The organism is Amycolatopsis sp. FDAARGOS 1241, from assembly GCF_016889705.1.
Lineage (GTDB): Bacteria > Actinomycetota > Actinomycetes > Mycobacteriales > Pseudonocardiaceae > Amycolatopsis.
Map to the genome: position 1 here is coordinate 9,586,244 of NZ_CP069526.1, position 13,531 is coordinate 9,599,774.

17 protein-coding genes are annotated in these 13,531 nt (G+C 70.0%); 6 read left to right on the forward strand and 11 right to left on the reverse strand.

Translation table 11 applies throughout. The annotated features are described in order from the left end of the window. Positions 1-45: 45 nt before the first annotated feature. Complete coding sequence (locus tag I6J71_RS46445; protein ID WP_204092672.1) at positions 46-1,188, reverse strand: folate-binding protein YgfZ; 1,143 nt, start codon at positions 1,186-1,188, stop codon at positions 46-48. Positions 1,189-1,272: 84 nt separating this feature from the next. Here I6J71_RS46445 and I6J71_RS46450 point away from each other — a divergent pair, with 84 nt between their 5' ends. Beyond that, entirely contained in the window at positions 1,273-2,118 is an 846-nt protein-coding gene (locus I6J71_RS46450) for an aminodeoxychorismate lyase (protein WP_204092673.1), read from the forward strand. Here the strand turns inward: I6J71_RS46450 and I6J71_RS46455 are convergent. The 10 genes from I6J71_RS46455 to I6J71_RS46495 all read right to left on the reverse strand — a co-directional run bounded on the left by I6J71_RS46455 (position 2,115) and on the right by I6J71_RS46495 (position 8,286). Continuing rightward, complete coding sequence (locus I6J71_RS46455) at positions 2,115-2,552, reverse strand: hypothetical protein (RefSeq protein WP_204092674.1); 438 nt, start codon at positions 2,550-2,552, stop codon at positions 2,115-2,117. The two genes, I6J71_RS46450 and I6J71_RS46455, sit on opposite strands and share 4 nt — an antisense overlap. Continuing rightward, positions 2,552-3,400 (reverse strand): biotin-dependent carboxyltransferase family protein, encoded by an 849-nt coding sequence (locus tag I6J71_RS46460; RefSeq protein ID WP_204092675.1) that lies wholly within the window; start codon positions 3,398-3,400, stop codon positions 2,552-2,554. The genes I6J71_RS46455 and I6J71_RS46460 overlap by 1 nt, the downstream gene beginning before the upstream one ends. Then, on the reverse strand, positions 3,400-4,008 hold the full coding sequence (pxpB, locus tag I6J71_RS46465) for a 5-oxoprolinase subunit PxpB (protein ID WP_204092676.1): 609 nt from the start codon (positions 4,006-4,008) through the stop codon (positions 3,400-3,402). Before pxpB ends, I6J71_RS46460 begins: the two co-directional genes overlap by 1 nt. A 31-nt stretch (positions 4,009-4,039) precedes the next feature. Continuing rightward, a complete protein-coding gene (locus I6J71_RS46470; protein ID WP_204092677.1) occupies positions 4,040-4,654 on the reverse strand; it encodes an FABP family protein in 615 nt (204 codons plus the stop codon). Between the two features lie 380 nt (positions 4,655-5,034). After that, the gene (locus I6J71_RS46475) at positions 5,035-5,343 is read right to left on the reverse strand and encodes a DUF1416 domain-containing protein (protein WP_204092678.1); all 309 of its coding nucleotides are present in this window, start codon (positions 5,341-5,343) and stop codon (positions 5,035-5,037) included. Continuing rightward, positions 5,344-6,180 carry a sulfurtransferase gene (locus I6J71_RS46480; RefSeq protein WP_204092679.1) on the reverse strand — a complete coding sequence of 279 codons (837 nt, stop codon included), beginning with the start codon at positions 6,178-6,180 and terminating at the stop codon, positions 5,344-5,346. A gap of 33 nt (positions 6,181-6,213) precedes the next feature. Continuing rightward, positions 6,214-6,645: a DUF4395 domain-containing protein gene (locus tag I6J71_RS46485; RefSeq protein WP_204092680.1), complete on the reverse strand. Its 432-nt coding sequence runs from the start codon at positions 6,643-6,645 to the stop codon at positions 6,214-6,216. Between the two features lie 81 nt (positions 6,646-6,726). Then, positions 6,727-6,825, reverse strand: coding sequence for a putative leader peptide (locus I6J71_RS51595; protein WP_370542065.1), 99 nt, complete (start codon positions 6,823-6,825; stop codon positions 6,727-6,729). Between the two features lie 116 nt (positions 6,826-6,941). Then, positions 6,942-7,379, reverse strand: coding sequence for a thioredoxin family protein (locus I6J71_RS46490; RefSeq protein ID WP_204092681.1), 438 nt, complete (start codon positions 7,377-7,379; stop codon positions 6,942-6,944). A gap of 7 nt (positions 7,380-7,386) precedes the next feature. Continuing rightward, positions 7,387-8,286, reverse strand: a complete 900-nt coding sequence (locus I6J71_RS46495) for a DUF2993 domain-containing protein (protein WP_204092682.1) — start codon at positions 8,284-8,286, stop codon at positions 7,387-7,389. Between the two features lie 177 nt (positions 8,287-8,463). Here I6J71_RS46495 and I6J71_RS46500 point away from each other — a divergent pair, with 177 nt between their 5' ends. The 5 genes from I6J71_RS46500 (at position 8,464) to pstA (ending at position 13,528) form a co-directional block, all read left to right on the forward strand. After that, positions 8,464-9,207, forward strand: a complete 744-nt coding sequence (locus tag I6J71_RS46500; RefSeq protein WP_204092683.1) for a response regulator transcription factor — start codon at positions 8,464-8,466, stop codon at positions 9,205-9,207. A gap of 28 nt (positions 9,208-9,235) precedes the next feature. Continuing rightward, the gene (gene mshD / locus I6J71_RS46505; RefSeq protein WP_204092684.1) at positions 9,236-10,141 is read left to right on the forward strand and encodes a mycothiol synthase; all 906 of its coding nucleotides are present in this window, start codon (positions 9,236-9,238) and stop codon (positions 10,139-10,141) included. 225 nt (positions 10,142-10,366) lie between these two features. Further along, positions 10,367-11,497, forward strand: a complete 1,131-nt coding sequence (gene pstS, locus I6J71_RS46510) for a phosphate ABC transporter substrate-binding protein PstS (RefSeq protein ID WP_204092685.1) — start codon at positions 10,367-10,369, stop codon at positions 11,495-11,497. Between the two features lie 193 nt (positions 11,498-11,690). Further along, positions 11,691-12,611 (forward strand): phosphate ABC transporter permease subunit PstC, encoded by a 921-nt coding sequence (pstC, locus tag I6J71_RS46515; RefSeq protein ID WP_204097608.1) that lies wholly within the window; start codon positions 11,691-11,693, stop codon positions 12,609-12,611. A gap of 2 nt (positions 12,612-12,613) precedes the next feature. Then, positions 12,614-13,528 carry a phosphate ABC transporter permease PstA gene (pstA, locus tag I6J71_RS46520; protein ID WP_204092686.1) on the forward strand — a complete coding sequence of 305 codons (915 nt, stop codon included), beginning with the start codon at positions 12,614-12,616 and terminating at the stop codon, positions 13,526-13,528. Positions 13,529-13,531 lie beyond the last annotated feature (3 nt).

The following is a 13,531-nucleotide window of genomic DNA, read 5'->3' on the forward strand; positions in this document are numbered from 1 at the left end:
ACATCCTGCTCTAGATTCCCCCACAATGCTACCGCCGGGTTCACTTCACCCCCGGAGGCGCTGCGCGGCCTCCCGGCCGGGCGCGGCGTGCTCGCCCGGCACCGAGTCGGGGTCCACCACGGCCTGCACGACCCGGTCGGTCTCCTCGTCCTTCAGGCCGGCCAGCAGCTCCGCGGCCGCAGGTACGGACCGCTTGACCAGGGCGAGCGCGATCGGACCGAGTTCGTGGTGCTGCACCACGCTCCCGACGCGTCCCACCACGCGCTCGCCCAGTCGCACGGGATCACCCGTCTCGGGTGTGATCTCGGGTGATCCGTCGAGGTGCAGCAGCGCCAGGTAGCGCGGTGGCCGGCCGACGTTGTGCACCTTCGCGACCGTCTCCTGGCCGCGGTAGCAGCCCTTCGCCACGTGGGCGGCGCTGCCGATCCAGCCGACCTCGTGCGGGATGGTCCGCTCGTCGGTGTCCACCCCGACGCGCGGGTGCCGCGATTCCACGCGCAGCGCGTCGAACGTCCAGCTGCCGGCGGGGCGCGCGCCCGCGTCGGTGAGCTTCTGCCACCAGGTGGCGAGCTCTTCGCGCGGCACGAGAAGGTCCACACTGGACCGCGACGGCCACGGCACCCGGCGCGTGAAACCGCCGCCCGGCAAAGCGGTCACGGCGTAGGGCGCGCTGCCCACCTCGACGCCGACCGCGCCCAGCAGCCGTTCGGCCTCGGGGCCGAGCAGGGTGAGGACCGCGAGTTCCGTTGTGGCGTCGCGGATCTCGACCTTGGACCAGAACTTCATCGCTTCGAGGTACTCGTGAAGCGTCTGCTCACCGCCCTTGGGCAGCGCGCTCGTCGCCGTCGCGCCCGGGTCGCTGTCGAGCCAGACGGTGCCGTCGACGTGCGCCAGCAGGAAGTGCGTGTCGACGTGGCCCTGGCTGTCGAGCACGAGCGCCTCGGTGCCTTCGCCCTCGGGCAGCTGCGTCACGTGCTGCGAGATCACGAGGTGCAGCCACGAAAGGCGTTCTTCCCCCGTGACGGCCAGGACTTCGCGGTGCGAGCGGTCGATGACGACCACACCGCGGGCGGCGGTGCGCTGCTCGGCGAACGGATCGCCCCAGTGCCACGGCACTCCCGACTCGGGGTGCCCTTCGGGTGGAGCGATCGCGCGAGGCGTTTCCAGCAGCGGCGAGCGGTAGGCCATGACACCAGACTAGCTCTGCCGGCTTCCGCGCCACCGAACAGAAACCCGGTGTCCGCGCGAAAGCTTGTGAGTACGGTGTGGAGCATGCGCGTGCTCGCCTTCCTCGACGGGTCACTGGCCGACCCCGACGCCGCCCACTTGCGCGTGGACGATCTCGGGCTGCTGCGCGGAGACGGGGTGTTCGAGACCATCCTGGTAGCAGGCGGAAAACCGCGCGAACTGCGACCGCACCTCGACCGCCTCGCCCGCTCCGCGGCGATGCTGGATCTCCCCGCTCCGGACCTCACCGCGTTCGAGCGGGCCGCTCGCGCGGTGATCGACAACTGGGCCGGCGGCCACGAGATCGCGTTGAAACTTGTGTACACGCGCGGGTTAGACGGCGACCCGGCCGGCACGCCGACGGCGTTCGCGCTGGGCATGGAAATCGAGGAGAAGGTGCGCCGTGCCCGCGCCGAAGGTGTTGCCGTGGTGGCACTCGAGCGCGGGTTCGGCCCGGACGTCGCCGAGCGCGCGCCGTGGCTGCTGCTGGGCGCGAAGACCGTGTCGTACGCGGTGAACATGGCCGCGCTGCGCGAAGCCGCCCGGCGCGGTGCCCAAGACGTGATTTTCACAGCCGCCGATGGTTCGGTCCTGGAGGGCCCGACGTCGACGGTCGTGCTGGCGCGCGAGCGCACGCTGTACACGCCGCCTTCGACCGTCGGGATCCTGCCGGGCACCACGCAGGCAGCCCTCTTCCGCGGCGCGGAGAAGGCGGGCTGGACCGTGAAGGTGGAGCCGTTCTCGGCCGCCGACCTGCCCGGCGCCGACGGGGTGTTCCTCGCGTCCTCGGTGCGGCTCGTGACGCGCGTGCACACCCTCGACGGCACGGCGCTGCCGGATTCGGCGGAGCTGCACCGCGAGCTGGTCACGGTCTACGAGGGCGAGTACTAGGCCGGCGCTTCGCTGATCACCACCGCCGACGCGCACACGCCTTCGGCTTCGTACGCGGCGATCTTGTGGTGGCCGTCGAGGATGAGCGGCTGCACGCCGGACAGCACGACGGCCACCGGGCGGTGGCCCGTGCGGATCGCGGTGCGGTAGTAGGCCACGCGGGCCTCGTCGCAGGGCGGCCACTCCGAGGTGGGCACGAGGTGGTGCTCGGCGGGCAGGCGTTCGGGCCCGGCGAGCTGGTACCGGCCGTCGACCAGCAGCACGAGCACGTCGCGCAGGGTTTCGGCCAGCGGGCGGCGCACCTGGCCCGTGGCCAGGGCGATGCGCAGCGACTGCGGCAGCTCGACGCTGCCCCCGCCGGGCAGCTCGAAGACGCCGTTCAGTTCCAGGACACCCGTCCCACCCGTGACCGTTACCTCTTCTTCCACACCCATCAGGACGGCTGGAACCGCACGGAGGTTCCGGGGCGTGCCTGCGCGAGTGCACCGAGTGACGATCGTCTCACCACGGCGGCCACGGGGTAGCCGCCGGTCGTCGGGTGATCGGCGAGGAACACCACGGGCCGGCCGTTGGGCGGCACCTGGATCGCGCCGGTCAGCATGCCTTCGCTGGGCAGCTCGGCGGGGTTCGCGCGGCGCAGCGGGTCGCCCTCGAGCCGCAGGCCGACCCGGTTGGACTCCGGCGTCACCGTCCACCACTGGCCCAGACCGCGCGCGAGGTCGGTGAACCAGTCGTCGCGCGGGCCGAGGAGGACGGGCACGACGAGCCGCTCGGCCGCGCTCGGCGCGACCACGACGTCGGCGCCCGCCGGCACGCCCGTGACCGGGCCGAGCGGAACGGTCTTCCCCTCTTCGAGGGGTTCGGGTCCAATGCCGGACAGCACGTCGCGCGAGCGGCTGCCGAGCACGGGCTCGACGGCGATCCCGCCGGAAACCGCCAGGTAGCAGCGCAGCCCGGTGGCGGGAGTGCCGACCGCAAGCGTTTGCGCCGCCTTCAGGGACACGGCCGCGTGCGACCCGACGTCGCGCCCGTCCACCTGTACCCGCACGACCGGTCCCGTCACGGCGACGGTGCACGGCGCGGTGACCTCGACGGTCAGCCCACCGAGCAGCGCCTCGATCCCGGCGGCGCCCTCGGGGTTGCCGACCAGGCGGTTGCCGAGCTTCAGCGCGTCGACGTCCAGCGCGCCCGACGGCGGCACGCCCAGGCGCGCGTAACCGGGCCGGCCGAGGTCCTGGACCAGCGCGAGCGCGCCGGTCCGGACGATCTGAAGCGCGCGCATCAGACGCTCCGGAACCGCACGCGGTCCCCGGGTGCGAACAGCGCGGGCCGCTCGGCGGACGGGTCGAACAGCGTCGCGCCGGTGTGGCCCAGCAGCCGCCAGCCGCCGGGCGACTCGCGGGGGTAGACGCCGGTGAACTCGCCGCCGATGCCGACGGACCCGGTGGGGACCTTCGTGCGCGGCGATTCGAGGCGCGGCTGCCGCAGTGGTTCGGGCAGCCCGGTCAGGTAGCCGAAGCCGGGGGCGAACCCGGTGAACGCCACGGTGTACTCGGCACCCGTGTGCAGCCCGATCACTTCGTCCTCCGAGATCCCGGCGTCCCGGGCGACGAGTGCGAGGTCTTCGCCGTCGTAGCGGACGTCGAGCGTGACCTCCCGCGGCGAGCCGGCGGGCGGGTGCGTGAGGTCCGCGTCGTCGAGCAGCGCGCGGACCGCGTCGAGCGCCGTCGACCCAGGTTCCGCGACCACGAGCAGGCTGCGGGCCCCGGGCACGAGCTCGGCGATCCCGTCGACGCCCGCGGCCTCCACAGTGGCGCGGGCGGCCGTCATCTGCGCGAGCGAGTCGCAGTCGAGCAGTGCGGCGTGCTCGCCGCAGGGCCGCCAGAACATGGTGTCGAGCTTAAGAGCGGTTGGCGCGGTTTCAGCCGACGACGCGGCGGAGCAGTGCCGACGCGTGGGGCTGCATCTCCTGACCCACCATCGCGCGCTCCTCCACGTAACCGAGGTCGCCGTTGATGAGGCCGTAGAGCCGCTGCGCCGCCGTGACGTCCTTGGCCGTCGCGGTGCGGATGACCGCGTCGGTGCCGAGCTCCCAGGACGTCTGGTTGCGCGGCTTGCCGTAGTAGAGCTCCACGATGCCCGAGCTGTGCGTGAGCAGCAGCTCGATCGTGTCGTCCTCCTGGGGGCGCCAGAACCCGGTCTCGCGAGCCGCCGGCCGGATGACGTTCCCGTCGTCGTCGAGCAGCCACGCGCGCGCCTCGTGCGTGAGGAACGGCCGGCCGTCGTGCGCGATGGTGAGCTGCTGGGCGAACTTGATCGGCCCGTCGATCGTCGGGTAGTCGACCTCGCCCTCACCCCGCCACACGCCGACGAGCGGCAGCAGCGCGAGGCACGCGTCGTTCAGGTTCGGGCCCTCGCGCAGGTTGGCGGTGTCGTTGGGGATCGGCAGGTCGTCCCACAACGGCAGATTGCGCGCACGGGTGCTCGCCGCCCGCTCTTCCGCGGCCGCGATGGCTTCGTCGCCACTGGCGGTCATGGAGCTCAGCGCTGGTCGGCGTACAGCCGGTACACGACGTAGCAGGCGAACCACACGACAGCGACGGCCGCCAGGGCCAGCAGGATCGTAAACAGGGTCTCCACAGCGAGGACAATAGTCCGCCGCCGCCGGTCTGGCCCCGCGCAGGGCCGCAGCGGTGAGGACAGTCACGGCCGCGAGCACCGGTCCAGCCGCTCGCAGGCCGAGCCGTGCCGGAAACCGGCGATCGCGGAGACGTTCCCCGGTCACGTCGCGCGGTGCCCGCGGGACCACCCGGTCCAGACCCGTCCGTCGCCGCAACGGCTGCTGATCGAAGACGCGTGAAGGGCCCCTCGGCGTACACCGCGTACACCGAGGGGCCCCTCAGCGGGAAAACCGCGTCAGCCGACCGAAATCGCCAGCTGGTGCAGGCCGGGGCCCTCCGCCGTGACGGAGGCTTCGCCGTTGCCGGTGCGGTGCAGGGCGCGCACCGTCCACGCGCCGGGCGCGGCGTAGAAGCGGAAGTCGCCCTCGGGGGACGAGACCACCTCGCCGGTGAAGTCGCCGCCGCCGTCGAGGAGGCGCACGAAGGCGCCGCCCACGGGCCCGTCGGTGCCCGTCACCTTGCCGGCCAGCACGACCTGGCCGTTGGTGTCGAAGTCAGCGGGCGTGGCCACCTGCACGGGCGCGCCGCAACCGTCGTCAGCCATTCACTTGGCTCCCAACTCGACCGGCACGCCGACCAGCGAGCCGTATTCGGTCCACGAACCGTCGTAGTTCTTCACATCGGCGTAGCCCAGCAGCTCGCGCAGCGCGAACCACGCGATGGACGAACGCTCACCGATGCGGCAGTACGCGATGGTGGCCTTCGACTCGTCGAGGCCGGCTTCCTTGTACAGCTCGCGGATCTCGTCTTCGGACTTGAAGGTGCCGTCTTCGTTGGCGACCTTGGCCCACGGCACGTTCAGCGCGCCCGGGATGTGGCCCGGCACCTGCGACTGCTCCTGCGGCAGGTGCGCGGGCGCGAGCAGCTTGCCCGAGAACTCGTCCGGCGAGCGCACGTCGACGTAGTTCTTCGCGCCGATGGAATCGATGACCTCGGTGCGGAACGCGCGCAGCGACAGGTCCTGTTCCTTCGCCACGTACGTGGTCGGCTCGCGCTTGACCTCGTCGGCGGTCAGCTCGCGGCCGTCGAGTTCCCACTTCTTGCGGCCGCCGTCGAGCAGCTGCACCTTCTCGTGGCCGTACAGGGTGAAGTACCAGTACGCGTAGGCGGCGAACCAGTTGTTGTTGCCGCCGTAGAGGATCACGCGGTCGTCGTTCGAGATGCCCTTCTCCGAGAGGAGCTTCTCGAAGCCTTCCTTGTTGACGAAGTCGCGGCGGACCTTGTCCTGCAGGTCGTTGCGCCAGTCGAGCTTCACCGCGCCGCGGATGTGCCCGGTGTCGTAAGCGCTGGTGTCTTCATCAACCTCGACGAACACCACGCCCGGGGTGTCCAGGTTGTCTTCCGCCCACTGGGTGGTGACGAGGGCGTCTTCACGGCTCATGGGAGTGAACTCTCCTTCTGGTGTCGGTACTGCTTAGGAAGCCCGGGCCGGGCTGAAGCGCTTGATGAGCAGGTACATCTCGCACCCGAGGCAGAAGTTGAACGCGGCGTTGAGGAAGGCGGCGAACAGCGCGAACGCCGTCGCGATGATGCCGAGCGGGGTCACGCCGGCGATGAAGCCGATCGTCCCCACCAGGGCGAACACGAAGCCCACGGCCTGCGCGAACCGCAGCGGCGCCGCGTCCTCGCGTTCGCTCGGCGGGCCGAGCCGCGGCGCGACCAGCGCGCGGTACAGCACCGAGTACGGCGCCGGCTTGAGCCCGACGAACGCGCCGATCGCGAACACCACGGTCTGCAGCGCCAGCAGTGGCCACCACTGCGTCACGAGCACCAAGGCGAGCACCACGGTGGTGACGATCGCGGCAAAGCGCGGGCCACGCGGGTCGACGGCCGGTCCGGCGGGCATGGTTCCTCCTGCTTCGTGAACTGGGGCGTGCGCGCGCACGCGGACACAGGACGGTCGAACGGGCCCGGCGCGGGACGTGCCTCAGCGCCGGCCGGCGGAAAGCGGACACAAGCTGCTGCGCACGCGGCACAGGTCGACTGCGCGGCGCTGCGTCAGGAGGGTGATCGGCAGCTCGTCCACGCCTGGGAGGGTACCGAGAGCTCCCTGAGGGTGGGAACCACGTTCATACCTTGGGACGAGTCTCAAGCACTGGGAACCGTTCACGAACGTGCTGGTCAGCGGCTCGTCCGGCGGTCTCAGTGTGTGTCGGCTTCGGTGAGGTGGGGCTGGAGGGCGGCCAGCAGCTGCGGCCCCTTCGGCACCCCGCCCACGCGCAGCAGTTCGCGGCCGTCCGCGGCCAGCGCCAGCGTGGTCGGCGTGCGCAGCACCGAGAGGGCCTGCGCGACCTCCGGCTGGTCGGTCACGTCGAGGTCCACGTGGTGCAGGCCCGGGGTCTTCTCGGCGAGCGACGAGAGGATGGCGCGCGTGTGGCGGCACGGCGCGCAGAACGTCGTGGAGATCTGGACGAGCGTCACGGCCGACTCGGGATCCAGGGCGTCGGCGACCGGAGCGGGCAGGGCCCGGGAAGCGGCGGCGGGCTTGGCCGCGCGCACGCGGCCGTTGCGCGCGCGAAGCAGCAGCCCGACGGCAGCCGCCACGACCAGCGTGGCCAGCAGCACCCAGACTCCGGTCACCCGGCACTCACCCCTTCGACGTCGACAGATCGGCGAAAGTCACGCCGGTCGCTTCGCCCTTGATGGTCACGGAGCCGCTGTCGACGCGCACCGCGGTCGGGGTGACCGAGAGCGGCAGCGTGCTCGTGTCGATCGAGGCACGGAAGTTCGGCAGGAGCGACTTCTGCACGGACTCGGGAACGACGGTCGTCTCCTGATCATTCCCGAACTGCAGCCGGTGGGGCGTGATCGTGATGGTCTTACCCTTGAGCTCGATCAGCGCGAAGCAGAAGATCTCCACCTTCTGCCCGGCGATCTGGACGTCGCCCGACAGGCGCACGCCGGCGGTGTTGGTGTCCTGCTCCTCGCCGTCGGCGTTGGTGGTGGTCGGGTCCGGCTGCTGGCCCTGCTCGGTGTCGCCGTACTTCACGTACGCCTGGGTGCTCTGGTCGATGCGCAGGTTCTGGATCTTGTCCAGCGGTGAGATGCGCGCGATGTCCGACGCCTTGATCGTCACGGCGCCGGTGAGCTTGCCGATCTTCACGTTCTTCGTGTTGCCCGCGGTGAGGTCGGACAACGGAGCGGTTACATCTTCGAGTTCGGCGCTCACGCCGAGGTCGCGCAGCTCACCCCCGACGGGGACGCCGTCGGCCGAGACGCTGATGTGACTGTAGTCACCCGAGAGGGCCTGCGTGAGGAACGGGAAACCGTGGATGTCGACCGACGGGTCGTCGCTGAGACCGAGCTGCTCGCGGGCCTTCTGGGAGATCGTGTGCTCGGCGAACGCGGCGGCCCCGAAATCGGCTCCGACCAGCAGGATCACGAGGACCCCGAGCACGATCACCCACCGGCGGACCCGCCGTCCGCGACGCCGGCCGTCCGGTCGCGGAGAGGGTCGGTCGTTCCGCGTCACGGGCCTGCTCACCATCGCGTCGGTTCTCCTGTTCGTCGGGGGCCGGGGCGCTCCTGGCCGTCCGGCCAGGTGTGATCGATCCAGCACGAGCTAGGTGACGTGTTGTTCACCCGGTATTCTCACTCAGCACCGACCGAGGCCACGTCCGCGCCCGTGTGCGAGGCCATGACTTTGTGAAGGCGGTGTGGCTCCATGAGCCTGGACCTTCTGGTACTGACCGCAGAACCCGACGCCACCTCGGTGCTTCCCGCCCTGGATCTGCTGCCCCACACCGTACGCGTCCGCGAGCCCGAGGTGACGGCCCTGCTCGACGCCGGTCACCGCGACGTCATCCTGCTCGACGCACGCAGCGACCTGGCGTCGGCGAAGAGCCTCTGCCGGCTGCTCAAGGGCGCCGCCGAGGACGAGGGCAGCACCCCCGTGATCGCCGTGGTCGGCGAAGGTGGCCTCGTGGCCGTCAGCTCCGAGTGGCGCATGGACGACATCCTGCTGCCCACCGCCGGCCCCGCCGAGGTCGACGCGCGCCTGCGCCTGGTCACGACCCGCGACGGCGCCGTCGGCCAGGTCGACGCCGAGCTGCGCGTCGGCGACCTCGTGATCGACGAGGCCACCTACACCGCGCGCCTGCGCCGCCGCACGCTCGAGCTCACGTACAAGGAGTTCGAGCTGCTGAAGTACCTCGCGCAGCACGCCGGCCGCGTCTTCACGCGCGCCCAGCTCCTGCAGGAGGTCTGGGGCTACGACTTCTTCGGCGGCACCCGCACCGTCGACGTCCACGTCCGGCGCCTGCGCGCCAAGCTCGGTCCGGAGCACGAGCAGATGATCGGCACGGTCCGCAACGTCGGCTACAAGTTCGAGCGCCCCGCCAAGTCCGCGCCGAAGACCGCCGCGCCGGCCGAGCCGGCGGTGGTGCCGCAGCAACTGTCCACCCACTGACCGCCCCCGCGTGGGTAATGTCGGCTTCGTGGCGGAAACAGAGCTGACGGCGTGGACGGCCGAACCCGATGCGGAAGCGGTGCGCGAGGTGCTGCTCGCCGCGAAGGGCGCTGACGGGCGGCCCGAGGTCGAGGCGACGGGACCGTTGCCGCGGGAGTTCGCCGGTGGGCTGCACCTGCTGGCCCGGGTCGGCGGACGCCCCGTCGGCTACGCGCACCTCGACACCGAAGGCGATTCCTACGGCCGCCAGGTCGCGGAGCTCGTGGTGCACCCGGAGTTCCGCCGTCGCGGGGTCGGCACCGCGCTGGCGAAGGAGCTCGAGGCGAAGGCCGCCGACGGTGCGCGCGTCTGGGCGCACGGCGACCACCCCGGCGCGGCCGCACTGGCGAACGAGTTCCACCTGGGCCGGCAGCGGGAGCTGCTGATCCTGCACGCCGCCGTCGAGGGCGCCGACTGGCCCGCACCCGTGGTGCGCGAAGGGCTCAAGCTGCGCACGTTCGTCGTCGGCCAGGACGAAGAAGCCGTGATCGCCGTCAACGCGCGGGCGTTCGACTGGCACCCGGAACAGGGCGCGTTCACCGTCGACGAGCTGCGGGCCGAAGAAGCGCAATCCTGGTTCGACCCCGCGGGGTTCTTCCTCGCCGAGGACGCGCAGGGCGAGGTCGTCGGGTTCCACTGGACGAAGGTCCACGAACCGGTGCCCGGCCGCTTCGGCGGTGAGCCGGTCGGAGAGGTGTACGTCGTCGGGGTCGATCCGGCCACGCAGGGTGGCGGCCTCGGCAAGGCGCTGACGCTGGCGGGCCTTCGCTACCTGCGCGAGCGCGGACTACGCCAAGTGATCCTCTACGTCGAAGGTGACAACGCTCCGGCGCTGGCCGTGTACAAAAAACTGGGGTTCACGCGTTTCGAAACCGACGTCCAGTACGGTCGGTAATCACAATCGACGCGAACCGCGTCTCGTGTTACTTTCTGCGTACGCACAGGTCACGGCAGGGACACGGCACCCTTTCGGGCTAGTCGCCCCGGTCACATACTGTGTCTTGTTCACTTTGCGTTCATCTCGCCAAGGGAGGCCGTCCACCGAGGCTGCCTAATGTCCGGATCCGGCGTCGCTGAAACGCGCGCCGTTCCGGCGAAGTCTCCGAGTGGAGGAAATGCAGTGAAGATCATGCGGCCTCTTGGTGCCGTGGGCATCCTGGCGAGCGCCGCTCTGGTGCTTTCCGCCTGTGGCAGCGACCCCGCGGCGAGCAACAGCAGCAGCGGCGCCTCGTCCGGTGCCCCCGCCGCCACCGGCACCGCACAGGTCGACTGCGGTGGCAAGAGCCCGCTGTCGGGCGAAGGCTCGACGGCGCAGAACAACGCCATCGAGGTCTTCAAGCTCGCTTACGGCAAGCAGTGCTCCGGCCAGCAGGTCAACTACACGGCCAGCGGCTCGGGCGCGGGTGTCAAGCAGTTCAACGGCAACCAGGTCGACTTCGGTGGCTCGGACTCCCCGATCACCGGCGCCGACCTCGAAGCCGCCGGCAAGCGCTGCGCCTCCCCGGCGTGGAACATCCCGATGGTCGTCGGCCCCGTCGCCGTCGCCTACAAGCTCCAGGGCGTCGACAAGCTCACGCTCACCCCCACCGTGATCGCCAAGATCTTCAACGGCCAGATCAAGAACTGGAACGACCCGCAGATCAAGGCCGTCAAGGGCAACGAGAGCGTCACGTTCCCGGACAAGCCGATCCAGGTCATCTCCCGCTCGGACGAGTCCGGCACCACCGACAACTTCCAGAAGTACCTCGGCGCGGCCGCCAAGGGTGTCTGGACGCAGGGCGCCGGCAAGAAGTTCAACGGCGGCGTGGGCTCCGGTGCGCAGGGCTCGAACGGTGTGGCCACCGCGGTCAAGGGTGCCGACGGCGCCATCACCTACGTCGAGGGCGCGTTCGCCAAGGACGGCATCACGCCGGCCCTGATCGACAGCGGCTCCGGTGGCGTCGAGCTGACCTCGGACAACGTCGCGAAGTCGCTGGACTCCGCGAAGTTCCTCCACGACGGTTCGAACGACCTGGCGATGGACCTCAACGCCATCTACGCGAGCAACGTCCCGGGTGCCTACCCGCTGCTGCTCACGACCTACGAGATCGTCTGCTCGAAGTACTCGAACGCCGACGTCTCCAAGGCCCTGAAGGCGTTCCTGACCGTCTCGGCCACCACCGGCCAGCAGCAGCTGTCGAGCAAGGGTTACGTGCCGATCCCGCAGAGCCTGCAGGACAAGGTGCTGACCGCCGTCAAGGCGATTTCCTGATTTATCCTGACCTGACTAGCGAACACAGTCTGGACAAGCCCAGTCGATGAGCGAGTCATCCTCGACGCGAACGCCCACCGGCGGCCCCGGTGGGCGTTCGTCGTCCGCCCGAGAGTTCCCGGAGGATCCGATTTCGGAGACAACGTCCGCGCCGGCGCCCGATCGGCCGCCCGCGCGGGAGAAGCCGAAGAAGGTGCGGGCCGGTGACCGCATCTTCAAGAATCTGACCACCGGAGCCGGCCTCTTCGTCGTCGTGCTGATCGGCCTGATCGGACTCTTCCTGATCATCCAGGCGATTCCGGCGCTGCGGGCGGACAAGGTGAACTTCCTGACCAACCACGGTTGGTCGACGAACGACGCGACGAACATGTCGTTCGGCATCCTCGACCTGCTCGAGGTCACCATCGCCACGTCCGTGGTGGCCCTGATCATCGCGATGCCGGTTTCGCTGGGCATCGCGCTGTTCCTCACGCAGTACGCGCCGAAGCGGCTGGCCCGTGCGTTCGCCTACGTCGTGGACCTGCTCGCCGCGGTGCCCTCGATCATCTTCGGCCTGTGGGGCATCCTCGTCTTCGCGCCGACGATCGAACCGTTCTCGCAGTGGGTGAACTCGACCTTCTCGTGGTTCCCGCTGCTGGCGCCCGGCAACGTGCAGCCGAGCGTGCGCGGCACGATCTTCACCGCCGGCATCGTGCTGGCCGTGATGATCCTGCCGATCGTCACGTCGCTGTCGCGCGAGGTCTTCGAGCGCACACCGACGACGCACATCGAAGGCGCCCTCGCCCTCGGCGCCACGCGCTGGGAGGTCATCCGCACCACGGTGCTGCCCTTCGGCAAGGCCGGTTACGTCGGGGCCTCCATGCTCGGCCTCGGCCGCGCGCTCGGGGAGACCATCGCGCTCGCCGTCATCCTCCTCATCCCGCAGGGCCGGAACTTCGACTGGAGCCTTTTCGACGGTGGGTCGACGTTCGCGTCGAAGATCGCCGCCAACTACAGCGAGTTCAACAACCCGACCTCGGCCGGTGCGTACATCGCCGCCGGCCTGGTGCTCTTCGTGCTCACCTTCCTGGTGAACTTCGCCGCCCGGTCCATCATCGGCCAGAAGGGGGACTGAGCATGACCAGCACGCTCGAACGTCCCGCCACCACTCCGGCTTTCCAGCAGGTCAGCGCCGCCCGCAAGGTGAAGAACGCGCTCGCCACGGTGCTGGTGTGGCTGTCGTTCCTCATCGCCGTGATCCCGCTGGTGTGGGTGCTGTACACGGTGATCGTCGACGGCATCAGGCGCATCCCGTACTCGAACTGGTGGTCCGAGGACTTCGGTTCGGTGCTGCCCGACGAGGTCGGCGGCGGTGTGCTGCACGCGATCATCGGCACCCTGCTGCAGGGTCTCGTGTGTGCCATCATCGCGGTGCCGATCGGCCTCCTGGTGGCGATCTACCTGGTGGAGTACGGCCGCGGCAAGCTGGCCCGCACCACCACGTTCATGGTCGACATCCTCTCGGGTGTCCCGTCGATCGTCGCCGCGCTGTTCATCTACGCGCTGTGGATCACCACGCTCGGCCTGCCGCGCAGCGGTTTCGCCGTGTCGCTGGCCCTGGTGCTGCTGATGATCCCGGTCGTCGTGCGCTCGGCCGAGGAGATGCTGCGGATCGTGCCGGACGACCTGCGCGAGGCTTCCTACGCGCTGGGCGTGCCGAAGTGGAAGACGATCATGAAGATCGTGCTGCCCACGGCGCTGTCCGGCATCATCGGCGGCGTCATGATGGCCCTGGCCCGCGTGATGGGTGAAACGGCGCCGCTGCTGGTGCTCGTGGGCTATTCGTCCTACGTGCACTGGAACATCTTCGAGGGCGAGCAGGCCGCCCTGCCGCTGTTGATGAACAACGAGCGCGCGACCAACTCGATCGACCCCGGCAGCGTCGGCTTCGACCGCATCTGGGGCGCTGCGCTCACGCTGGTGCTGATCATCGCGATCATCAACCTGCTCGCCACAGTGTTCTCCCGCATCGTCGCCCCGAAGAAGAAGTGAGTC

Excerpts from the sequence above, each read along its gene's own strand:
- I6J71_RS46445 (WP_204092672.1), bottom strand. The coding sequence starts at position 1,188 with ATGGCCTACCGCTCGCCGCTGCTGGAAACGCCTCGCGCGATCGCTCCA.
- I6J71_RS46450 (WP_204092673.1), top strand. The coding sequence starts at position 1,273 with ATGCGCGTGCTCGCCTTCCTCGACGGGTCACTGGCCGACCCCGACGCC.
- I6J71_RS46455 (WP_204092674.1), bottom strand. The coding sequence starts at position 2,552 with ATGGGTGTGGAAGAAGAGGTAACGGTCACGGGTGGGACGGGTGTCCTG.
- I6J71_RS46460 (WP_204092675.1), bottom strand. The coding sequence starts at position 3,400 with ATGCGCGCGCTTCAGATCGTCCGGACCGGCGCGCTCGCGCTGGTCCAG.
- pxpB (WP_204092676.1), bottom strand. The coding sequence starts at position 4,008 with ATGTTCTGGCGGCCCTGCGGCGAGCACGCCGCACTGCTCGACTGCGAC.
- I6J71_RS46470 (WP_204092677.1), bottom strand. The coding sequence starts at position 4,654 with ATGACCGCCAGTGGCGACGAAGCCATCGCGGCCGCGGAAGAGCGGGCG.
- I6J71_RS46475 (WP_204092678.1), bottom strand. The coding sequence starts at position 5,343 with ATGGCTGACGACGGTTGCGGCGCGCCCGTGCAGGTGGCCACGCCCGCT.
- I6J71_RS46480 (WP_204092679.1), bottom strand. The coding sequence starts at position 6,180 with ATGAGCCGTGAAGACGCCCTCGTCACCACCCAGTGGGCGGAAGACAAC.
- I6J71_RS46485 (WP_204092680.1), bottom strand. The coding sequence starts at position 6,645 with ATGCCCGCCGGACCGGCCGTCGACCCGCGTGGCCCGCGCTTTGCCGCG.
- I6J71_RS46495 (WP_204092682.1), bottom strand. The coding sequence starts at position 8,286 with ATGGTGAGCAGGCCCGTGACGCGGAACGACCGACCCTCTCCGCGACCG.
- I6J71_RS46500 (WP_204092683.1), top strand. The coding sequence starts at position 8,464 with ATGAGCCTGGACCTTCTGGTACTGACCGCAGAACCCGACGCCACCTCG.
- pstA (WP_204092686.1), top strand. The coding sequence starts at position 12,614 with ATGACCAGCACGCTCGAACGTCCCGCCACCACTCCGGCTTTCCAGCAG.